Annotated in this window: 22 protein-coding genes; 11 read left to right on the top strand and 11 right to left on the bottom strand. The window is 52.8% G+C overall.

What is annotated here, in order from left to right:
• The first annotated feature begins 32 nt into the window (after positions 1-32).
• From QN359_RS03690 to QN359_RS03660, 7 genes are all read left to right on the top strand, one after another.
• Entirely contained in the window at positions 33-509 is a 477-nt protein-coding gene (locus tag QN359_RS03690) for a rubrerythrin family protein (protein ID WP_322247323.1), read from the top strand.
• Between the two features lie 45 nt (positions 510-554).
• Positions 555-719: a rubredoxin gene (locus QN359_RS03685; protein WP_322247322.1), complete on the top strand. Its 165-nt coding sequence runs from the start codon at positions 555-557 to the stop codon at positions 717-719.
• Positions 720-721: 2 nt separating this feature from the next.
• Positions 722-1,894 (top strand): FAD-dependent oxidoreductase, encoded by a 1,173-nt coding sequence (locus tag QN359_RS03680; protein WP_322247321.1) that lies wholly within the window; start codon positions 722-724, stop codon positions 1,892-1,894.
• Between the two features lie 86 nt (positions 1,895-1,980).
• A complete protein-coding gene (thiL, locus tag QN359_RS03675) occupies positions 1,981-2,949 on the top strand; it encodes a thiamine-phosphate kinase (protein WP_322247320.1) in 969 nt (322 codons plus the stop codon).
• Positions 2,946-3,470 (top strand): phosphatidylglycerophosphatase A, encoded by a 525-nt coding sequence (locus tag QN359_RS03670; protein ID WP_322247319.1) that lies wholly within the window; start codon positions 2,946-2,948, stop codon positions 3,468-3,470. Before thiL ends, QN359_RS03670 begins: the two co-directional genes overlap by 4 nt.
• Positions 3,471-3,572: 102 nt before the next feature.
• Positions 3,573-4,058 (top strand): CinA family protein, encoded by a 486-nt coding sequence (locus QN359_RS03665; RefSeq protein WP_322247318.1) that lies wholly within the window; start codon positions 3,573-3,575, stop codon positions 4,056-4,058.
• A 143-nt stretch (positions 4,059-4,201) separates the two neighbouring features.
• Complete coding sequence (locus QN359_RS03660) at positions 4,202-4,924, top strand: EF-hand domain-containing protein (RefSeq protein WP_322247317.1); 723 nt, start codon at positions 4,202-4,204, stop codon at positions 4,922-4,924.
• A 14-nt stretch (positions 4,925-4,938) separates the two neighbouring features.
• Here QN359_RS03660 and QN359_RS03655 read toward each other — a convergent pair whose 3' ends face one another.
• Positions 4,939-5,493, bottom strand: a complete 555-nt coding sequence (locus QN359_RS03655) for a flagellar basal body-associated FliL family protein (RefSeq protein WP_323493189.1) — start codon at positions 5,491-5,493, stop codon at positions 4,939-4,941.
• A 321-nt stretch (positions 5,494-5,814) separates the two neighbouring features.
• Between QN359_RS03655 and QN359_RS03650 the strand changes: the two genes are divergently transcribed.
• The gene (locus QN359_RS03650) at positions 5,815-6,894 is read left to right on the top strand and encodes an acyltransferase family protein (protein WP_322247315.1); all 1,080 of its coding nucleotides are present in this window, start codon (positions 5,815-5,817) and stop codon (positions 6,892-6,894) included.
• Here QN359_RS03650 and QN359_RS03645 read toward each other — a convergent pair.
• From QN359_RS03645 to QN359_RS03605, 9 genes are all read right to left on the bottom strand, one after another.
• Positions 6,836-7,528, bottom strand: coding sequence for a lysophospholipid acyltransferase family protein (locus QN359_RS03645; RefSeq protein WP_323493190.1), 693 nt, complete (start codon positions 7,526-7,528; stop codon positions 6,836-6,838). The two genes, QN359_RS03650 and QN359_RS03645, sit on opposite strands and share 59 nt — an antisense overlap.
• A 154-nt stretch (positions 7,529-7,682) precedes the next feature.
• Entirely contained in the window at positions 7,683-8,066 is a 384-nt protein-coding gene (locus QN359_RS03640; RefSeq protein ID WP_322247313.1) for a PIN domain-containing protein, read from the bottom strand.
• Positions 8,066-8,266 (bottom strand): type II toxin-antitoxin system VapB family antitoxin, encoded by a 201-nt coding sequence (locus QN359_RS03635; protein WP_322247312.1) that lies wholly within the window; start codon positions 8,264-8,266, stop codon positions 8,066-8,068. The genes QN359_RS03640 and QN359_RS03635 overlap by 1 nt, the downstream gene beginning before the upstream one ends.
• A 78-nt stretch (positions 8,267-8,344) precedes the next feature.
• Entirely contained in the window at positions 8,345-9,064 is a 720-nt protein-coding gene (locus tag QN359_RS03630) for a 16S rRNA pseudouridine(516) synthase (RefSeq protein ID WP_322247311.1), read from the bottom strand.
• 92 nt (positions 9,065-9,156) lie between these two features.
• Entirely contained in the window at positions 9,157-11,079 is a 1,923-nt protein-coding gene (locus QN359_RS03625) for an ATP-binding protein (RefSeq protein WP_323493555.1), read from the bottom strand.
• Between the two features lie 81 nt (positions 11,080-11,160).
• Positions 11,161-11,985, bottom strand: coding sequence for a substrate-binding periplasmic protein (locus tag QN359_RS03620; RefSeq protein ID WP_322247309.1), 825 nt, complete (start codon positions 11,983-11,985; stop codon positions 11,161-11,163).
• A gap of 216 nt (positions 11,986-12,201) precedes the next feature.
• A complete protein-coding gene (locus QN359_RS03615) occupies positions 12,202-13,395 on the bottom strand; it encodes a PLP-dependent aminotransferase family protein (RefSeq protein WP_322247308.1) in 1,194 nt (397 codons plus the stop codon).
• A gap of 89 nt (positions 13,396-13,484) precedes the next feature.
• Complete coding sequence (locus QN359_RS03610) at positions 13,485-13,943, bottom strand: RidA family protein (RefSeq protein ID WP_322247307.1); 459 nt, start codon at positions 13,941-13,943, stop codon at positions 13,485-13,487.
• 235 nt (positions 13,944-14,178) lie between these two features.
• Positions 14,179-14,775 carry a LysE family translocator gene (locus tag QN359_RS03605; RefSeq protein ID WP_322247306.1) on the bottom strand — a complete coding sequence of 199 codons (597 nt, stop codon included), beginning with the start codon at positions 14,773-14,775 and terminating at the stop codon, positions 14,179-14,181.
• Positions 14,776-15,060: 285 nt separating this feature from the next.
• Between QN359_RS03605 and QN359_RS03600 the strand changes: the two genes are divergently transcribed.
• The 3 genes from QN359_RS03600 (at position 15,061) to htpG (ending at position 20,116) form a co-directional block, all read left to right on the top strand.
• The gene (locus QN359_RS03600; protein WP_322247305.1) at positions 15,061-16,482 is read left to right on the top strand and encodes a PLP-dependent aminotransferase family protein; all 1,422 of its coding nucleotides are present in this window, start codon (positions 15,061-15,063) and stop codon (positions 16,480-16,482) included.
• Positions 16,483-16,690: 208 nt separating this feature from the next.
• On the top strand, positions 16,691-18,073 hold the full coding sequence (gene cysS, locus QN359_RS03595; protein WP_322247304.1) for a cysteine--tRNA ligase: 1,383 nt from the start codon (positions 16,691-16,693) through the stop codon (positions 18,071-18,073).
• A 135-nt stretch (positions 18,074-18,208) separates the two neighbouring features.
• A complete protein-coding gene (gene htpG, locus QN359_RS03590) occupies positions 18,209-20,116 on the top strand; it encodes a molecular chaperone HtpG (protein WP_322247303.1) in 1,908 nt (635 codons plus the stop codon).
• A 122-nt stretch (positions 20,117-20,238) separates the two neighbouring features.
• Here the strand turns inward: htpG and QN359_RS03585 are convergent, their stop codons facing one another.
• Positions 20,239-20,697 (bottom strand): glycine zipper 2TM domain-containing protein, encoded by a 459-nt coding sequence (locus QN359_RS03585; protein WP_322247301.1) that lies wholly within the window; start codon positions 20,695-20,697, stop codon positions 20,239-20,241.
• Between the last annotated feature and the right edge of the window lie 99 nt (positions 20,698-20,796).

Below are 20,796 nucleotides of genomic sequence, written 5' to 3'. Positions count from 1 at the left end.
CGTCACCACTTACCTCACCCAGGAGTATCACCATGAGCACAGTTACTACACCATCCGTCACGATACAAAATCTTGAAGCGGCTTTTGCCGGCGAATCGATGGCGCACATCAAATACCGTTATTTCGCCAAACTGGCACGTGCGGCCGGCGCGATCGAGATCGCCGAGGCATTTGAAGCGACAGCGGATCAAGAAGTCATGCATGCATTCGGCCATCTCGATTTGTTGTACCCAAAAACAGAAATGACACCACAGCGCGCGCTCGAAATCGCGATTGAAGGTGAAACTTATGAATACACTGAAATGTATCCGAAGTTCCGCCACCTCGCCATCGAAGAAGGGAATCATGCTGCGGTCGCTGAGTATGACGAGCAGATCGCCGAATCGAAAGTCCATGCGGAAAATTTCAAACGTACCCTCGAAGTCGCCGCCAAGCGTTTTGCCGCCTTGGCCAAGGTAGAAGAACGTCATGCCAATCATTACCGCGCCGTATTGGCCAAGAACTCCTGAGCTGCTCGCAGCATCAACTACCCATTTACTTATTCTGAGGACACTATGAAAACTTATCAATGTATCGTTTGCGGTTTTATCTATGATGAATCACTTGGCATGCCGGCAGAAGGCATTGCCGCTGGCACGCGCTGGGATGACATTCCTGAAGACTGGGAATGCCCGGACTGCGGCGTCGCCAAAGCCGACTTCGACATGGTGGAACTGTAAGCATGAAGCCGATCGCCCTCATCGGTTCCGGTCTCGCGGCATATACCGTGGCACGCGAGTTCCGCAAACTCGACAAAACGACGCCGCTGCTGATCATCACCGCCGATGCCGGTGATTTTTACTCCAAGCCTATGCTCTCGAACGCTTTTGCTCAGGCCAAGACCGCAGCGATGCTGCGTAATCAAAGTGCGCTGCAAATGGCGGAACAGCTCAACGCCACTATCCTGACCGGTACGGAAGTGCTGCGGATTGATGAGACCAGCAACAGTCTGGTCACCGCAGCAGGTGCTTTCGAGTTTTCACAGTTGGTGTTGGCAGTCGGTGCTCAAGCGATTCGCCTGCCGATCGCTGGCACCGCCGCCGCCGAGGTGTTATCCGTCAATACCCTGGCCGACTATGCCCGCTTACGTGAGCAAGTCGAGGCAGTCGGTCCGGCAGCGCGTATCGCAATTCTCGGCGCCGGTCTGATCGGCTGTGAGTTTGCCGACGACCTCAGTGGTGCCGGCTACCGCATCACGCTGATCGATCCGAATGCACGACCACTGGCAGCACTGGCTTCGGAACCGGTTTCGCTGGCATTGCGCGTGGCGCTTGAAGCGCGCGGAGTCACGCTGCAAATGGGGACTTCGGCTACTGCAGTCGATCGCGATGGCCACGGTTTATGCGTCACGCTGGCAAACGGCGACGTCATCGATGCCGATCTGGTGTTGTCTGCCGTTGGCTTGCGTGCCGATCTGCGTCTGGCCGCTACATCGCAGTTGGCTTGCGATCGCGGCATTCTGGTCGATGCCTTTGGCCGCACCAGCAACGCGCAGATTTTTGCTTTGGGCGATTGCGCGCAATACACACTGCCGGACGGCAGTCGCAGCACTTTGCCATATGTGGCACCACTGATGGCAGCCGCACGCGCGATTGCCGCCAGCCTGGGTGGCAGCTTGACGCCGATCGAATTCAAGGCCGCCCCAGTGTTGGTCAAAACACCGAGTTTTCCACTCGCTTTACTGCCGCCTGGTATAGGTAGTAAAGGTAGCTGGCAAACAGAGGTCGTCAATATGGCAACGGTGAGTCGTTATTTTGATGAGGCAGGCAGTTTGCGTGGTTTCGCAGTGGGGCCGCAAGATGCCAAATGGCGTCAAAGTTTGCTGGCCGAGGTGGCGATGGCAGCAGCAAGCTAAGGCCTCAGTGGCGGCGGGCAAACCGCTTGGAGTAAATCCGCGCCTCCCTTGAATGAAATCTGCCCGTCCCAAGGTACAATGACGGCATGCTTTCAGAATTCGATTTAATCAAGCGCTACTTCGCGCACCACTCTGCGCCCGACGAGCAACTGGCACTTGGCGTCGGCGATGACTGTGCCCTGCTCAATCTGACGCCGGGCATGCAATTGGCCGTGTCCAGCGATATGTTGGTGTCGGGTCGACATTTTTTTGCCGATGCCGATCCTACCCTGCTAGGGCATAAATGTCTGGCCGTGAATTTATCGGATCTGGCAGCGATGGGCGCGCGCCCGGTCGGTTTCACGCTGGCATTCTCACTGCCGAGCGCCGAGCCGGACTGGCTGGCGGCATTCGCACAAGGTTTGCTGAGCTTGGCGGACCAACACCGCTGCCGTCTCATCGGTGGAGATACCACCAAGGGGCCGCTCAATATCTGCCTGACTGTATTCGGCGAACTGCCGCCAGGCTCGGCATTACGCCGCGATGCTGCACGCGACGATGATGACATCTGGGTTTCCGGCACACTCGGCGACGCCCGTCTGGCGCTGGCTGGGTATTTACACGAATTAGCACTCAGTCCAGCCGATTTACACTTGGCCGCACCGCGCATGCATGCGCCCACCCCACGCGTCGCGCTTGGCTTGGCCTTGCGCGGCATCGCCCATGCCGCAGTGGATATTTCCGATGGCCTCGCCGGAGATCTCGGTCACATATTAGAACGCTCGCACTGTGGTGCGACCTTATTCATCGATGCGCTGCCAGCCGGACCCGCCTTGCAACAGCAAGATCGAGCCATCCGACGCCGTTTCACGCTCAGCGGCGGCGACGATTATGAATTATGTTTCACCGCCCCGTCCAGCCAGCGTGCCGCCGTGCTCGCGGCCGGACTGCACAGCGCCACGGCCGTCACACGTATCGGCCGCATTGAGGCGCAGCCTGGCTTGCGTCTGCTTGATACGAACATGAAAACTGTCAGCCTGAGACTGGAATCCTTTGACCACTTTAATAGCCCATGAGTAATCATCCTGACCCGACGCATGCGCCTGGCCGCCGGCCCAGCGCGCGCTTCATGCTGGGCCATCCGGCCCATTTGCTGGCACAGGGTTTTGGTAGCGGCCTCTCGCCTGTCATGCCCGGCACCAGTGGCACACTGTTCGCTTGGCTTAGCTTTGTCTTGCTCAGCCGAGCTTGGCCGGACCTGTTTTCGACGACCACCTGGGGCATCCTGATTGGCGTCGGTTTTTTGATTGGCGTCTGGGCTTGTCATGTGACCGGAAAAAATCTCGGTGCGCCCGACCATGGCAGTATGGTGTGGGATGAAATCATCGCCTTCTGGTTGGTACTGCTGTTCATTATGCCAGCTGATTTCGCCAGTCAAACTTGGGCGTTTGTGATATTTCGCTTTTTTGATATGGTGAAACCACAACCGATTCGCTATTTCGACCAGCGTTTCAAAGGTGGTTTCGGTGTCATGTGGGACGATATCGTGGCAGCTTTTTTCACCTTGCTGAGCTTGGCACTGTGGCGCATCAGCTGAGCGCTTCACATTGATACCGACATGGGGTAAAGTAAAGCCAAGTGCAGCGCTGCTCAGCATTGAGCGCTCGCTCCGCCTAATCAACGAGCCAGGAGTCAAAAAATGAGCAATGCCATAGACCTTGCCGCCGCCGTCGGCGTCGAATTAAAAGCGAAAAAACTCTTGTTGAGCGTAGCAGAATCTTGTACCGGCGGTGGCGTTGCCCATGCCATTACCGACATCGCTGGTTCCTCAGAATGGTTCGACTGCGGATTTATCACCTACTCCAATTCGTCCAAAACCGAATTACTGAATATTTCGGAAGCACTGATCGCCCAACACGGTGCCGTCAGTGAAGAAATTGCCGCCGCCATGGCGGCCGGTGCTATCGCCAATTCGCAAGCGCATGTCGCCTTATCGACCACCGGTATTGCCGGCCCCAGCGGTGCAGTACCGGGCAAGCCAGTCGGCACAGTCTGTTTCGGCTGGCAAATTGGCAGCGTGACACACACCGAGCGGCTGGTTTTCAGCGGCGAGCGCAGTGCTGTACGCGCACAAGCGGTGCAGCATGCGCTGGAAAAACTGCTGCAGTTTCTGCGACAGGAATAATCCGCGCGATGACAATAAAACAAAAAGCTGCAAATTGATACAAAGCTGAAACATTGCCAGAACTTGGATGCGGCACACTGAGGACTAGACATACACTCGCGTGCCGGATTTTGCCGGCCAGTGAGCCAGACTGAGGAAACCCTATGAGCAGCATCAACATTGGCAGCAGCACTACTGCCCTGTCTACCGCACTGCGTAATCTCTCGACGCAAAGCTCGGCGGCGAGCGCAAAACAGGCTTTAGCCGCGATCGACAGCAAGGGTCAGGGGTTTATTGATCCGGCTGAACTGGCATCAAGCTTCACGCAGATTGCCACTGACAGTGCCGCTGCTGGCACCACTACCGGCAGCAGCACAAGCAGTGCCACGGCAGCGGCTGATAAATTATTCAAGCAACTCGACAGCGATAGCAATGGTCAGGTGAGCCAGAGCGAATTGAGCAATGGCTTGCAAAGTCTCAGTGATGCCTTGACCGCTCAATTCAATCAAAGTCGCACGACGGGTTTGAGCAGCAGTAGCTCGGAGGCGAGTACGGCAGCGGTTTCGGCGTCAAGTTCCAGCTCCGCATCGAGTAGCAGTTCCGCGCCAAGTTCAGCAGCTGGGGCTGGCTCAGCGGGTGGTTCGGCGGTCAGTTCTACCAGCAGCAGCAAAACCTATGAAGCGGCCGACACCAACGAAGATGGCACGGTGACGCAAACCGAAGAACAAGCTTATCTTCAAAAACTCGCCACTGCGCGTGCGGAAAAACAGCACGCCAGCACGCCTTCAGAGAGCTCGACTGGCACCAGCGACAAATCACAGCAAGTACAGCAAGCTTACCTCGGCAGCCTTGCTGCCAGCACGGGCACACTTTCTGCCAGCGCTTGATAAACCACGCTTCCTTAATTGCTTTGCATTAATAATTCATCAAGTAAGACCGACTGAATTTTATCGGTATGCAAAGCAAGATTGAATTCTGTTCGAAGTTGCTCGCGAACAATCTCAAAGCCTTCAGTCGTATGCAAGTTGTCAGGATCGATTTTCGACATAATGACGGGAGTCATTTGTGAGAACGCGGCTTTATTCTGAAACAACCACTCTTTATTCTCGTTACTGACTTGTAAAGTCAATTGCATACGGATCACTTGGCCATCCACAGTGACAACGGTTTGCGGCATAGGTAGGTAAGCAAGCGCGGTTTCATGCCCATCGGTAAGACGAATATACGAAATACTGCCAAAAATAAGCAACAGGCCGCATAGAGTCAGGATTGCTGCATAGCGGGCAAAGTTATCGTTTGCGGCAGTCTTTTTCGGTTTCGGAGTATTTTTTTTGCTCGCAACGGCCGGCTCAAGCAGCTTGATTGGCGCGGGGGGCGGGTTCAGTAGCGCAGCCGGCAGAGGCACGGGCTCTGGCACCGGTGCCAATGGTGGGGAAGGCAAATATGCTTCCAGCATGGCCGGCTTGCTCAGGTCCATGTCAAAAAAATCGAGTTCTTGGCTCGCAGCCGGCTGAGGAAGCTCCCCGACTTGCTCAAAATCGAGTTTCTCGGATAGCAGACTCGCTTTTGACTTTTCTATCGCCATGCCAAGCCACCTGATGCTATTGTCCAGTCTACATTGTAACGCATAGAAATTTCCAAAAAGAAACTTTTTGTGTCTAATGCGGACTTATCATCGTAAATCATGCGCCGTCTTTTTTCGTTACAAAGTATGATTCAGTGATTATCAGCTGTTTCGTTTATGATGGACTGTTTTGTTACGTTCACTTGGTTGGCAATGTCTCTCTCTTCTCCCCCCTCTTTCCCTACACTAAGCAGAAATACCACGCTCGACAATATCAAAGGCGTCTTGATTTTTTTAGTGGTATTCGGCCACTTCATTGAAGTGCATATCTCCAATGATGCGTTTTTACGACCCATTTGGGTGTTTGTGTATGCCTTCCACATGCCCATGTTTGCATTGGTATCCGGCATCTTTTCCAAAGCGTATTTGGATGAAACCCAATCGCTGCAATTGATCAAAAACATCGTCGCGCCCTTGCTAGGCATGGAGTGCATTTACGAATTGACGGAATATGCACTGCAAGGCAGTATGAGCGTGTATGCCGGCTTGGTCGCGCCCTACTGGATGCTCTGGTATCTGCTGAGCTTGTTGTGCTGGCGTTTGCTGCTACCCTTGTTTGCACGCTTGCAATTTCCGGTATTACTGGCCGTGGTACTGGCCTTACTGGGCAGTTATTCTGCACAGGCCGGCTACTTTCTGAGCGGCGCGCGCACACTGATGTTTTTCCCGTATTTCTTGCTCGGTTATAGTTTGGGCACGAACTGGCTGCGGAACTATAAACAGGTTTACCTGATCGCTGCACTGGCGATTGCCGCGCTGGCCGCGCTGGCGGTGACGCTGTTACCCGATAATTTTGATTATCGCTGGCTGTACGGCAGCTTCTCGCTGCAGCGCTTGGGCATGGCAAATGTTCATGGAACACTGTACCAATTGTTGCAGTTTGCCGTTTCCACCACGCTCGGACTGGCCATGTTGTATCTGTTGGCACGTAGAGATCTGGGGCTGGCGCGCATAGGCAGGCAATCTATGTATGTGTTTTTATGGCACGGCATGGCTTTAATCATCCTGCAACACTACGGCATACTGAGCCAAATTTTGCACATGGAAGCTGCCACCCGCCTTTGCTTGTCGCTGGCCGCAAGTGCCGCCATCGTCTGGCTGACTGCCCATCCCTACTGCGAACGCATAACGCAAATAGTGATTCTGCGGCCGCTGAGCTGGCTACTGCTGCGTGCTAGCGCGAACCGGGCCGATCCGCTTGGTCTGGCAAAAGAGACGGTGCAGCCGAAATAGTCCGAGCAGATTCCTCTTCTATCCGACAGGCTAACTGCACTTCCCCAGCAACACCGGTATCAAATTGCTGGGGATTTTTTCCCTGTATGCCGCTGTAAAATTGTTTGATTTCTTCCATATCACGCACAATATCGCCGGTAGGCATAAATAAGGGCCCGATACCAGCCGCTTTGCGTCCAAAATCGAGATAGCCGAGCGCTATCGGTACGCCGGCACCGTGTGCAATATAATAAAATCCGGTTTTCCAGTGTGTGACTTTGCCGCGTGTGCCTTCCGGTGGCACGATCACAGTCAGGCGCGCATTGGCGTGAAAGGCATCGACCGTATGCTGAACCAAATTACCGGAACGACTACGGTCGACCGCAATACCACCGAGCCAGTGCATGATATGACCGAACAGCGGCGGAAACAAACTCGCCTTACCCATCCAGTAAACCCGCAGTTGCAGCGCGAAGCACACCATGAGTGTGATCGGAAAATCCCAGTTGCTGGTATGGGGAGCGGCAATCAGTACATATTTTTGCGCATCCGGGGCATCGGTTTCCACCCTCCAACCAGACCAACGTAACAGACGGACAGAAATCCAGCGCATCGCGGAATTGATTATCGGTGTTTCAAAAATAGTAAGATGCATGCCGTAAGTCTTTGAAATAAAGAGATAAATTCACACTCGCTCAGCGTGAACCGGCATTATAGGGAGATATTTTGAAAGCGGGAAATATTTCTTGCTGCTGTGGTAATTTAATCCAGGGAAGCGCCGGTAAAGGTGGCGCGTGATAGCGCGCAACTCAGTGCACAGCGACCCGATGTAGCACACCGAAACGCTCAGCCAATTCGGCCAAGCGCTGATCGAGCGTCCACAGCTTGGCGCCGGGGGTCAGTAAGGTCGAGCTCAACAAGACCATGTCAACGAGCCCACATCCCATCCCGTAAATTGACTCTGACTCAATGAACGCCATGGTTTCGTGCAGGCTGGCATGCTGAACCATAGGAAGCAGAGCTAAGTCGGCTAAGGTTCGCGCCCTTGGGCCGGGCGGTGTGCCGCAAGCAATCTCGCCGATCACCATGGGGTGCGTGAGTGCCAAGTCGCGTCTTAGTAAACTCTCCAGCACCTCATTGCCATTCCGAAAATGGTCAATCCACACCGAAGTATCGACCAGTACACCACTCATCAGGCTGGCTCGGGGCGACGGCGCGCGACCTCAGCGATCTCGGGCATGGCTGCACCCAAGGCCGCCAAACGCTTGGCCGCACGCACGCGTACAAAGGTTTTAATGGCTTCTCGAAACAGATCGGCCTTATCCATGGACGGGTCGGCAATCTCAAGAGCTTGACGATACAGTTCGTCGTCAATGGTGACGGTAGTTCTCATGGCTGCACTCCTGGCATCAATTATGACGCAAGTATGAGTCTGAACGCGCATCATTGCAAGCACTGAACATACGACAAATCACACTGAGGGTACCAACAAAGCCATTTGCTCTGCACTCAGATAGCACCACTGTCCCTCAGCGAGATTGAGTGAACTCAATGTCAACTGCCCAATTGCATTACGTTGCAAGGCTGCACAATGATTACCGGCAGCGGCCAGCATGCGCTTAACCTGGTGATATTTTCCCTGCTCAAGAATAATTTCAATTTTATGCGTATCAAGCTGACGGCATGATTGCGCGGCAAGCGGTGCCGGCTCATCGTGCAGTTGTACACCCGCGAGCAAGGTCGCAAGCAATTCCGGCGTCACTTCGGTTGCCGTGGTCGCTTGATAAATTTTGGGAATGTGGCGCTTTGGCGAAGATTGCGCGTGTATAAAAGGGCCATCGTCAGACATCAACAGCATGCCGGTAGTATCATGGTCGAGTCGCCCAACCGGTTGTACATCACGCCAGCTGAATTGTTCCGGCAACAAACTCAAGACCCCAGGGTGATGACTGGGCTTGCGCGAACACTCAAAATTCGCCGGTTTATTGAGCGCGATATACACATGCTCGCGGTATTGCCAGTCTTCATCAAAAATACGATATACCAAACCCTCGGTTTCCACCGTTGTTTGATAGCGCTCAATAATTTCACCGGCAATGCTGACTTCGCCGTCGGCGACTAATTCACGACAATATTTGCGTGTTCCGAATCCCTGCGACTGCAGGATACGATCTAAAGATAATTTACTCATGGCGTGACTGTAGCAGAAAGTGGCAGCGCTATGCTAGAAGGGAAGCGTTTTTGCTGGGTGAACCAGGCTTACGTGTCCTCGCATCTGCCGCGTCAGTGCGTTTGAGCTTGTTTGGCTATGCGTGGAATCAGCATCGTGAATCGCGTACCTTTGCCCACACTGCTGTCGACACTGATCTCGCCGCCCAATACCTCGGTGACAAGATTATAAACAATATGCAAGCCCAAGCCGCTGCCACCTTGGCCCAAGCGGGTCGTAAAAAAGGGATCAAAAATGCGTCCTAGATGTGCCTCGGGAATACCCTTGCCATCGTCACTGACAATGATTTCGATATTTTCTCGGTCCAGCACGCGTCCGCTGATGCGAACCATCCCACGGAGATCGGCATCGAAGGCGTGAATGAAGGCGTTGTTGATCAAATTGGTCAGCACTTGTCCGAGCGCGCCAGGATAACTGTCGATCATGATGCGCGCCGGAATTTCTGCCTTCACCGCATGCTTGGTCTTACGTATCATCGGTCCAAGCGTCATGATCAGTTCATCGACCATTTCGTTGAGTGCGAACACGCGCCGATTGGCACTGGTACGATCGACTGCAACTTGCTTGAAACTGGTCACCAACTCTGAGGCCTTGCTGAGGTTACGCAACAGTAAATCGGTGCCAAGACCGGCATTCTGCAAATACGTTTCGAGTGTGGAACGACGCAGCCCTTGATTCAGCTGTTGCAATACTTCTTGGGTTTGCTGTTGTAAGGTACTCGCTACCGTCACGCTGGTACCGATCGGAGTATTGAGCTCATGCGCGACGCCGGCGACCAGTGAGCCTAAGGCTGCCATTTTTTCTGTGCGCAACAATTCTTTTTGCGCACGCCGTAAATTTTCCAATACCACCGTCAATTCGCTGTTCGACTCTTCCAGTTCATGGGTACGTTCAGAAACCCGCAATTCCAGATTGAGATTCATATTGCGAATGTCTTGCTCATGTTGACGTTTTTCAGTGATATCTTCGAGGACCAGAATCAACAAGGGTTCACCGGCAATGCGTATCATGCGGCCCGACACCTGACACAGCAGCAGTTGTTCGTGACGGCCACAGCGGAACCACGCTTCACTGCTTGGCATTTCACCGTCCCGCTCAAGCAAGCGCAGCATATTCTGAAAATCTTCCGGATTGCGCCACAGACTGTCTTGGATACTAAGTTCATTGAGAATGACGGCAGCCGGCCAAGCAAACTGGCGCACCCAAGCATCATTGACCGCAACCATGCGATAGCGCTGCTCCTTGCGCAGCACGGTCATGGCCACCGGTGAGGCTTGGAAAATTGCCATGAATTTTTCTTCTGTTTCGCGCAAAATTTGCTCCACGCGCAAACGTTCCTGCAACTCTCGCTGCAAGGCTATATTTTGCTGCTCACGCTGGGCAATCAGTTCCCCGAGGTTCAAGCGCATCTTGTTCAAACCGGCAGCAAGATTGCCGATTTCATCATGGCGTTGCCATTCCAGCGGTTCATTAAGTTTGCCGCTGGCCAAGCGCTCCGTGACGCGCTGCAATTGCTGTATCGGCCGAACAATACGGCGATCGAACAAGAACCAGATCAGCGCAAAGGAAAAAATCACTTGCCCCACCAAGCCGGCGACCAGTTTAAAAAAATCATCGAGTAAGTCGCGATCAACAAACTCTGTGGTCAATTCGATGGTTACATTGCCAATCAATTTATGATTGAAGATGATGGGCCGGTGATCGCTGAGTACCCGCGCACCTTTGCCATACACTTTATCAGCGCGTACAAAGACATTGGCAGCCTCATCTGTGATGACCACGCTGACGACTTCGCGATTGCGCATGACTGCCGCGACGAATTGCTTGCCAACTTCTTTGTCGACATTCCAGATGGGAATTTCCATCGCTTTCGACAACATGTCAGCATTTTGCGCCATCGGCGCATGCACGCGTATCTGTAATTCACGCTCATAGCGTGCTACCAGCACAAAATAACCAAATACCAGCGCTGGCAACAAAATGCCGGAAGCGACGCCTAAGATCGATATTTGTCGGAGGGAAAGTTTACGGAAAACCAATGTTACCTCGACAGTCCGTTACTTAGACTGCTGCTTGCGCCACAATTGAATATTGCTTGCAACCAGTTTATTCATCAAATTCTGTTTGTCGAGTTTGTACAAAGCTTTGGCAATGCGGCCACGTAATTCCGGCGTATTGCACGGTGATTTATGCGACAAGGTGAGATACAGATTTTCATTGGTGATGGCCGAGTCAAGTGCTTTGATATTCGTCATATTCAATTTGGCAACATATGCCAAGCCCGGGTCTTCTTCGTAAATCAAGTAATCGGCACGCGACATGTTGAGCAGCAGAAACGCCTGCTCTAAACTGGGTACGGTAGAAAATTTGAGTGATTCTTTAGCGTAGCGATCAAACTCTTCACCAAAGCTGTTATTGATGACCGTAATACCGGTTTTTCCAGCCAGATCAGACCAATTTCTGTATGTCATTCGGCTGTTTTTGCGAGTCCAGATGACACTGCGCGTTTCGCGCAAACGCGGATAAAAATAATCCATGTATTCCATACGCGGAATGGTCAGAAACGCACCAGCCAATAAATCGACGTGGCCGAGCTTGGCTTCTTCCTGCACCCGTGCCCATGGCCCCACGTAACGGACCTCGATGGGAATGCCGATTTCGGCAGCGATGGCTTGCATGAGTTCAGTACTGGCACCGATGAGATGGCTGTCATCATCGGGATTGCGCCATAGGAAAGGAGGATATTCAGGATTACCGGTGGCGATCAGCTTTTTGCATTCATCAGCAACTGCTGTAGCGGCCCATAATTGAGCGCAAAGCAAGCTGGCCATGCCAAGCAAGCGCAGCACGCCAAACGATTCCGATTTCCATCTTTTCCCCATACTGCAGCCTTTTCTTTGCAACAACTCTGATTCGATTTTGAAGTCTAACCTGCACACAGACACTAAGCAAGCTGCGCTGAGCCTGTAGGAACAAATTAATTACTGTCCTTACAAAGAATAAAATTGCTTAAAATTTAAGAAAAATATCGATTCCTTATTATTCGAACAAAAAAAAACCCGCCGGACAACAGGCGGGTCGGACTGAGTGAAAACGAATCACATTTTTGCTTTGATCAACTTGGCTAATTTCTCTATCCCTTCGTTGATACGCTCCGGCGACACGGTCACGAATGACAGGCGCAAAGTATTTTTTTCACCCTCGTTGGCATAAAATGGTCCACCGGGTACGAAGGCAACATTTTGCTGTATCGCTTCATCGAGCAATTGCTTACTGTCTATATGTGCCGGCAAGGTCACCCAGATGAACATGCCGCCTTCCGGATGCGTCCATTCCACGCCAACCGGAAAATGTCGGCTCAAAGCATCAAGCATGACGGCACACTGACCGGCATAAAAAGTACGGATAGTCGGAATGTGCTGATCGAGGAAGCCATCTTTAATCACTTCATACACCACCATTTGCGTCAGTTGGGCAGTATGCAGATCAGCAGCTTGCTTGGCTTGTTCAAGCTTGCGTATCAAAGGCACCGGACCAACCACATAACCGAGACGAATGCCAGGCGTGAGCACTTTCGAGAACGAGCCCATATAAATGACTCCAGCCGGGTTCATGTTCAACATCTTCGGCAAGGGTTCGCCGGTATAGCACAAATCGCCGTAAGGGTTATCTTCAATCAGCGGAATACCCATGCGCGCGCAGGTTTCCACCAGTTCAAGGCGACGTTCCAGCGAGAGCGTGCGGCCGGTAGGATTTTGAAAATTCGGCAAGGCATACATCAAACGCGCGCCGGCACCGTTGGCAGCAACTGAGGCAGGCAAGACGCCATTTTCATCGGTATCAACCGAGACGAACTCCGGCTGGTAGACGGAAAAAGCTTGCAAGGCACCGAGATAACTCGGGGTCTCGACCAAAATCTTGCTGCCTTCATCGATCAACACTTTACCGAGCAAGTCCAGGCCTTGCTGCGAACCCGATACCATCAAAATTTGGTCCGGTGAAATGCTGCAATCGGCAGTAGACAGCGAGGCTGCCAAAAATTCACGCAGTGGCGCGTAGCCATCAGTCGGGCCGTATTGCAGCGCCGATTTACCTTGCGTTGACAAAACCTTATCAAACGCCGCCTTCATGCGCTCAACCGGGAAGGTTTCCGGCGAAGGCAGACCACCGGCGAAAGAAATGACTTCGGGACGCATGGTCACTTTTAATATCTCGCGTATCACCGAGCTTTGCAACTGCTCGGCGCGTACGGAAAATTTCCAATCGATAGGGGTAGGATTTTCAAGTTTCATGCGGGTCTCACTCAAAGTCATGCCTTACAGGCAAAGTGTTGTTTTCATGCCGTCACCTGAAAAACAGTGTGACGGCGATAGGTCAATGATCAGTCGATTTCGACGATCATTTCGATTTCTACGCAGGCACCCATAGGAATTTGTGCCACACCGAAAGCTGAACGAGCATGCTTACCGGCATCGCCAAACACTTCGACCAGCAATTCCGAGGCGCCGTTAGTAACCAGATGTTGCTCGGTGAAATCACCGGTAGAATTCACTAAACTCATTACTTTGACGATACGCTTAACGCGCGACAAATTGCCACCGCAAGCATCTTGTAAGGTAGCGATCAAATCGATCGCGATGCCACGCGCAGCCAGTTTACCTTCTTCCGTCGTGATATTTTTGCCAAGCTGGCCAACCCAAACTTTGCCATCTTTCTTGGCAAGATGACCGGATAAAAACACGGTGTTGCCGGTTTGAGCATGCATCACATACGCGGCAGCCGGTGCGACCACCGGTGGCAGAGTGATATTGAGCGCGTACAGTCGTTCGGATACTGGCATGATGATCTTCCTAGATAAAATAAACAAAACAGGCTGCCTTTATAACAAGGCAAGCCGGTGAATTCTTGGGTGTGTCGCTAAACGCCCTACAAAAGCCGGCAGCAAGCGCACAGCCTGCTATTGTAAGCCTGCACTAAACCTGTGACCACCCCCAATATCATCGCCCGGCACTGATTTAATTCGGTTCCCATGAGAATTGGGGTAGCGTGGCCGCCGATTGTACAGCCACGGCCAACTACAAAGAAAACATCCACACGGCGGTCAAGGCCAGTGCCACGCCCATACCCAAATTAAAACAGCGCAAACGCTGACCGACCTGCAAATATTGTCGCAACTTATCGCCCATCCAAGCCCAAGCGAATACGCTCAGGGCGCAGGGTATGGCGAAGCCGAGACTCATCCAAGCCATGCGACTGAAAAAATGCGTTTGTCCTATCGCATAGGTGGAGGTGACGGCCACCAACATCATCCACGCTTTCGGATTGACGATCTGAAACATCGCCGCCTGCGGCACGCTCAAGGCTTGCGTGCTTTTGCTATTCGACAGCGTTGCCGAAAAACACAGGCGCCAAGCCAACCACAGCAGATAAGCATTCCCCACCAGTTTCATCGAAAATAACAGAGTGGCATGGCCTTGCAAGATCCAAGCTCCGCCACTGCCAATCGCCCACATCAGGATGACAAAACCGAGTGGCACACCGATCACTTGCGGTAAAGCGGCGCGCAAGCCATGGTTGACGCCAGTCGTGGCGGCGATGGCAACATTCGGCCCCGGGGTAAACGAACCTATCCACGCGAATAAGGAAAAAGCAATGAATTCGCTCAAAGGCATGACAATTCCTCCGCTAATCGCGCGCAGCGGCATAGGACGTCGGCCCGTAGCGACGGCAGTGCAGCTACGTCCGGCTGAAATTGTTGCGAATATGTGAAGGTTTCCATCCTTGCCCCTGTTTGATTAAATATAGATCAATTGCACTGTTCGCATTCCTGTCCGTTCAGGCTTATGCTATCCTAAACGCAATTTCCAATACAGTACCGATACACAAAAGCAGTTAATTAACATACTGTTCCGGTCATTTCTCCAATACACGCTCAAGAAAATTCCATGCAAGCTGCGATGTTTTACCTTTCTCGCGATTCCGGCACCTCTTTGGTCGAGCAAATCGTCACGGCAGTAGCCAATCGCATCGACGATAAATTGCTGCGTACCGGTGCGCGCATGCCATCGATACGCCAGTTTGCCGATGAACAGGGTGTCTCGCGCTTCACGGTCGTCGAAGCCTATGACCGCTTGGTTGCCCACGGCTACTTGGAATCGCGCCGCGGTGCCGGATTTTTCGTGCGCGAACGCGCCCCTATGCTGGCCGCTAGCGCTAGCGCTGCAGCAACGCCGGTGCTGAGCGGCAGTCAGCAACTCGATGTGGTTTGGCTGGTCAGAAATATGTTCCGCCAATTGCCCCCGCAAAAAATGCCGGGTTCGGGCGTACTGCCGCACGACTGGCTGGACGGTGAATTGGTGGCCAACGGTTTGCGCGCGATCAGTCGCCTGAACCAAAATTTGCTGCTGCATTACGGCGTGCCCCAGGGTTTTCTACCGTTACGCCAGCAATTGCAACTGAAACTAGCCGAACTCGAAATTGCTGCAGCCCCAGAACAAATCGTCACCACCAGCGGCGTGACTCAGGCGCTCGACTTGGTGGCGCGTGAATTCACCCGTCCCGGCGACACGATTTTCGTCGATGATCCGGCCTGGTTTCTGATGTTCGGTTCGTTTGCCATACTCGGCGCCAAAGTGATAGGCATTCCCCGCCTGCATGATGGTCCCGATGTTGCCAAACTGGCTGAATTGGCAGCGATCCACAAACCCAAGCTCTACATCATCAATTCGGTCATGCATAATCCGACCTCGACCTCGCTGTCTGCCGCCAAGGCCTTCCAAGTCTTGAAAACGGCCGAGTTGCATGATTTCATGATCGTCGAAGATGATATTTACTGCGACATGCACCCCGGAACCGCAGTCCAGCCGGCCACCCGTATCGCTGCACTCGATCAGTTGCAGCGCGTCATCTATCTGGGCGGTTTTTCCAAATCCTTGGCGGCCAATTTACGCGTCGGCTTCATCGCCACCTCGCCTGAACTGGCGATACGCTTGTCCGATCGCAAAATGCTGTCTAATCTGACAAGCACCGAAATAGGTGAACGGGTAGTCTATAAAGTGCTCTCGGAAGGCCATTACCGCAAGCATGTCGACCGCATCCGCGTGAAACTCGATGCGGTACGCGATGACGTGACCAAACGCCTCGAAGATATTGGTATCAAGGTCGAATACCGTACCCCGGCCGGCATGTTCCTGTGGACCGAGACCGGTATCGATACCAATCGACTCACCGAGCAAGCCATGGAACAGGGATATTTGCTCGCGCCTGGCAGCCTATTCTCACCGCATCAAGCTCCATCGACCAAGATGCGCATCAACATCGCCGCCATGTCTGACTCTGGTCTGTGGGATTTTCTCAAGCAGGCTTTGAAAACAGCTTGAAATCGGCGCAAATTCGGCACTTTCGGATCAAAAACCAGCTTTCTATGCTACATTCTTATCCTTCATTCTAGCTTGCAGTCGCGCTGCTGCGAAACCGCTGCACGCCATATTGTTGTTGAGCTAGTTCACATTTTGCCGATGCTCCTCAGCGACCTCGCGCTGCCGAATTTTTTTGACCTCATTTATTTCTTTTCATTAGCAAATCAAGATGGACATTCTTTTATACGATAACTGGGAACGCCGCCTGCGCCCTTTCACTCCTTTGCGCACCGACTGGGTAGGCCTGTACTGCTGCGGTCCAACTGTTTACGATTATGCCCACATCGGGAATCTGCGCACGTATCTGTTCGAAGATCTGCTGCGTCGCTGCCTGGAATGGAATGCTTACACGGTGCGCCATGTGATCAATATCACCGATGTCGGCCATCTGGTGTCCGATGGCGACGACGGCGAAGACAAAATGGAAAAAGGCAGCCGCAAGGCCGGCGAATCGGCTTGGCAAATTGCCGAGCGCTTCACGCTGGCCTTTAAAGCCGATCTGGCGCGCCTCAATATGCAAGCCCCGGCAATCTGGTGCAAGGCCACCGACCATATCGTCGAACAAATTGATTTCATCGCTTGCATAGAAAGCAAGGGCTACACCTATCGTACCAGCGACGGTATTTATTTCGATACCAGCAAGCAAGATGATTACGGCTACTTGGCGCGCATCAAACGTGACGAGATCAAGGCCGGCAGCCGGGTCGAACTCGGCGAGAAAAAACATGCGACCGATTTTGCCTTATGGAAATTCAGCCCGGCCGCCGAACAACGTCAAATGGAATGGGATAGCCCTTGGGGTCGCGGTTTTCCGGGCTGGCACATCGAGTGCTCGGCCATGTCGGCGAAATACCTGACGCCCTGGTTCGATATCCATTGCGGTGGCGAAGACCATATTTCCATTCACCACAGCAATGAGATCGCGCAAAATCAGGCTTGCCACGGCACCCGCTTGGCCAATTTCTGGATGCACGGCTATTTCCTGCAAATCGATGCCGGCAAAATGTCGAAGTCGAGCGGTGATTTCCTGCGCCTGCAAACGCTGATTGATCAACACATCGATCCGCTGGCCTATCGCTATCTGTGCCTGAGCGCGCATTACCGCAGTCAGATGCAATTCAGCTTCGATGCCCTGCTGTCGGCGCAAACAGCCTTGCAGCGTTTGCGCGAAACTTTCCATGCTTGGCCAGCCGGCGGTGTTGCCGATGCAAGTTTATTGGAAAAATTCACCGCCTTTATCAATGAAGATCTGAATGTACCGCGCGCCTTGGCGCTGAACTGGGAAGTGCTCAAGTCGGGTTTGTCGGATGCCGATAAAAAAGCTACCGTCACCGAATTCGACCGCGTGTTCGGTCTCGGCTTGGTCGACTGGGTGCCGGCCGTGATCGCCATTCCGGCCGAGGTGCAAGCCTTGGCCGAACAACGCCAAGCCGCACGGCTGGCCAAAAACTGGGCCGAAGCCGACCGTCTGCGCGTCGCCTTGCATGCCCTTGGTTATGAAATTGAAGACTTAGCCGGTGCCATGCATATCAAGCCGCTGTCGGCGGTTTGAGGCAACGACGCGCATCAAACAAGTTTGCCTGACACGGCAAACTTGAAATCGCTGCAGCCGTCCCCACTTTGTAATGGTCGTTTTTTATATTTATTTATCTACTACTCTTGCCAAGCTAATTTCCGAGGAAAAAACATGTCAGAAAAACAAACCCTGGGCTTTCAGGCCGAAGTCAAACAATTACTGCAATTGATGATCCACTCGCTGTACTCCAACAAGGAAATTTTCTTGCGCGAGCTGATCTCGAATGCCTCGGATGCCGCGGACAAGCTGCGTTTCGAAGCGATCAACAATGCCGCTCTATTCGAAAGCGACAGCGAACTGCAGATCAAAGTCAGTTTCGATAAAGTCGCGCGCACCATCACGATTTCCGACAATGGTATCGGTATGACGAAGGCCGACGCGATCGAACATCTCGGTACCATTGCCAAATCAGGCACCAAAGAATTTTTCGGCAAGCTCTCGGGCGACGAACAAAAAGACGCTGCCATGATCGGTCAGTTCGGCGTCGGCTTTTACTCCGGCTTCATCGTCGCCGACCGTATCACGGTCGAATCGCGCCGTGCCGGTGCCGGTGCGGATCAAGGCGTGCGTTGGGAATCGGAAGGTGCCGGTGAATTCAGCATTGAAGACATCGCCAAGGCCAGCCGCGGTACCGATATCATCTTGCATTTGCGTGAAGGCGAAGACGATTTCCTGTCAGCTTGGAAATTGAAATCGGTGATCCGCACTTACTCCGACCACATCTCGCTGCCAATCAAAATGCAGAAAGAAGAATGGGACGAAGAAAAGAAAGAGCAAGTACTGCTGGAAGAATTCGAAACCGTCAATCAAGCCAGTGCACTGTGGGCACGCAGTAAATCTGAGATCACTGCCGAACAGTATGAAGAATTTTACAAGCATGTCTCGCACGATTACAGCGCCCCGCTCACACATACCCACAACCGCGTCGAAGGTCGCAGCGATTACACGCAATTGCTGTACATTCCGGCACGTGCCCCATTCGATCTGTGGGACCGTAATAAACGTGGCGGCATCAAGCTCTACGTCAAACGCGTCTTCATCATGGATGATGCCGAACAATTGATGCCGGTGTATTTGCGTTTCGTTAAAGGGGTCATCGATTCCAATGATTTGCCGCTCAATGTGTCGCGCGAAATCCTGCAGGAAAGCCGCGATATCAAAGCGATCCGCGAAGGCTCGACCAAGCGTGTGCTCGGCATGCTGGAAGATTTGGCCAATGCGGACGGCGATGATGCTATCGAAAAGCAAGAAAAATATGCCGGCTTCTGGAAAGAATTCGGCCAGGTGCTGAAAGAAGGCATAGGCGAAGATGCGACCAACAAAGAACGCATCGCCAAGCTGCTGCGCTTCGCCTCCACCCATAACGACAGCGATGTGCAAAACGTCTCGCTGGCCGACTACCTGAGCCGTGCCAAAGAAGGCCAGGACAAGATTTACTATGTCACGGCAGAAACCTATGCGACCGCAAAAAACAGTCCGCATCTGGAAATTTTCCGTAAAAAAGGCGTCGAAGTTTTACTCTTGACCGACCGCGTCGACGAATGGATGCTGTCTTTCCTGAACGATTTCGAAGGCAAGGAATTGGCGTCGGTTGCCAAAGGCGGACTCGACCTCGGCACGCTCGAAGATGAAGCCGAGAAAAAGCACCACGAAGAAACCGAAACCGCGTTCAAAGACCTGATCGAAAAAATGAAAGCCGCGCTCAGCGATAAGGCCAAAGACGTACGCGTGAGCTTGCGTTTGACCGATTCGCCAGCCTGTCTGGTGGCCGACGATAATGATTTGTCCGGCAATCTGGCACGCATGCTCAAAGCGGCTGGTCAAGCTGCGCCCGATTCCAAGCCTATTTTGGAAGTTAACCCCGACCATCCTTTGCTGCAAAAATTGAAATACGAAGAAGCCCGTTTCAGCGATTGGTCGCACATCTTGTTCGACCAAGCCTTACTGGCCGAAGGCGGTATGTTGAGTGACCCTAGCGGTTTCGTGAAACGTCTCAATGAATTGCTGCTGACTAAGTAAGTAAAAAGTCTGAAAAAAATGCCGGGGATATACTTCCCGGCATTTTTTTTGGTGCATGACAAGCGGCCGACACGTCATTCCCGCGCGCTTTTGGCGGGAACCCAGTGGCGTTCGTCGCTAACTCAGTGAGAGACGCGCGTAGTACCGCCGCTCGTTAACAAACGCACCCGCTCACCGCTGCGAAACGACTCATCGGCATCTTGAACAATCGCCTTGATCTCGCCATTATCGAGTCGCACCGTGATTTCATAACCAGGCTTTTGACTGACACTGCCTTCTATTTTTTGCCCAATCACGCCGCCGGCGATCGCGCCGACGATGCCAGCAGCAACCGCACCACTGCCGCCACCGATATTTTTACCCGCAGCGATACCACCGAGCGCTGCGCCGGCGACCGTACCGACTCCGGTTTGTCCCTTATCAATGGTGACATTACGCACCGACTCGACATAAGCCATCCGAATATTCTGCTCAATCTGCGCCTGACCGGCACGATATACGCTGCCCGAATTTGACGGCGACATACAGGCACTCAATAAGCTCGTGGCCGCTATGGCTGCCACGATAAATAACTTTTTCATCACAATCTCCTGGTTACGTACTGATAAGCACACCTTATCAGCTTACAATTAACAGATAATAAGAGTATTGTTTGAGCTCATAGTTCCTTAGCTCAAGCG

The organism is Undibacterium sp. 5I2 (genome assembly GCF_035019605.1).
GTDB lineage: Bacteria > Pseudomonadota > Gammaproteobacteria > Burkholderiales > Burkholderiaceae_D > Undibacterium.
Note: the sequence above shows the minus strand (reverse complement) of the source record. Positions and strands in the feature narration are given on the sequence as shown.

What these genes read in the sequence shown, in the direction of transcription:
- QN359_RS03690 (WP_322247323.1), top strand. Translation starts at nt 33, where the DNA reads ATGAGCACAGTTACTACACCATCCGTCACGATACAAAATCTTGAAGCG.
- QN359_RS03685 (WP_322247322.1), top strand. Translation starts at nt 555, where the DNA reads ATGAAAACTTATCAATGTATCGTTTGCGGTTTTATCTATGATGAATCA.
- QN359_RS03680 (WP_322247321.1), top strand. Translation starts at nt 722, where the DNA reads ATGAAGCCGATCGCCCTCATCGGTTCCGGTCTCGCGGCATATACCGTG.
- thiL (WP_322247320.1), top strand. Translation starts at nt 1,981, where the DNA reads ATGCTTTCAGAATTCGATTTAATCAAGCGCTACTTCGCGCACCACTCT.
- QN359_RS03670 (WP_322247319.1), top strand. Translation starts at nt 2,946, where the DNA reads ATGAGTAATCATCCTGACCCGACGCATGCGCCTGGCCGCCGGCCCAGC.
- QN359_RS03665 (WP_322247318.1), top strand. Translation starts at nt 3,573, where the DNA reads ATGAGCAATGCCATAGACCTTGCCGCCGCCGTCGGCGTCGAATTAAAA.
- QN359_RS03660 (WP_322247317.1), top strand. Translation starts at nt 4,202, where the DNA reads ATGAGCAGCATCAACATTGGCAGCAGCACTACTGCCCTGTCTACCGCA.
- QN359_RS03655 (WP_323493189.1), bottom strand. Translation starts at nt 5,493, where the DNA reads ATGCTGGAAGCATATTTGCCTTCCCCACCATTGGCACCGGTGCCAGAG.
- QN359_RS03650 (WP_322247315.1), top strand. Translation starts at nt 5,815, where the DNA reads ATGTCTCTCTCTTCTCCCCCCTCTTTCCCTACACTAAGCAGAAATACC.
- QN359_RS03645 (WP_323493190.1), bottom strand. Translation starts at nt 7,528, where the DNA reads ATGCATCTTACTATTTTTGAAACACCGATAATCAATTCCGCGATGCGC.
- QN359_RS03640 (WP_322247313.1), bottom strand. Translation starts at nt 8,066, where the DNA reads ATGAGTGGTGTACTGGTCGATACTTCGGTGTGGATTGACCATTTTCGG.
- QN359_RS03635 (WP_322247312.1), bottom strand. Translation starts at nt 8,266, where the DNA reads ATGAGAACTACCGTCACCATTGACGACGAACTGTATCGTCAAGCTCTT.
- QN359_RS03630 (WP_322247311.1), bottom strand. Translation starts at nt 9,064, where the DNA reads ATGAGTAAATTATCTTTAGATCGTATCCTGCAGTCGCAGGGATTCGGA.
- QN359_RS03620 (WP_322247309.1), bottom strand. Translation starts at nt 11,985, where the DNA reads ATGGGGAAAAGATGGAAATCGGAATCGTTTGGCGTGCTGCGCTTGCTT.
- QN359_RS03615 (WP_322247308.1), bottom strand. Translation starts at nt 13,395, where the DNA reads ATGAAACTTGAAAATCCTACCCCTATCGATTGGAAATTTTCCGTACGC.
- QN359_RS03610 (WP_322247307.1), bottom strand. Translation starts at nt 13,943, where the DNA reads ATGCCAGTATCCGAACGACTGTACGCGCTCAATATCACTCTGCCACCG.
- QN359_RS03605 (WP_322247306.1), bottom strand. Translation starts at nt 14,775, where the DNA reads ATGCCTTTGAGCGAATTCATTGCTTTTTCCTTATTCGCGTGGATAGGT.
- QN359_RS03600 (WP_322247305.1), top strand. Translation starts at nt 15,061, where the DNA reads ATGTTTTACCTTTCTCGCGATTCCGGCACCTCTTTGGTCGAGCAAATC.
- cysS (WP_322247304.1), top strand. Translation starts at nt 16,691, where the DNA reads ATGGACATTCTTTTATACGATAACTGGGAACGCCGCCTGCGCCCTTTC.
- htpG (WP_322247303.1), top strand. Translation starts at nt 18,209, where the DNA reads ATGTCAGAAAAACAAACCCTGGGCTTTCAGGCCGAAGTCAAACAATTA.
- QN359_RS03585 (WP_322247301.1), bottom strand. Translation starts at nt 20,697, where the DNA reads ATGAAAAAGTTATTTATCGTGGCAGCCATAGCGGCCACGAGCTTATTG.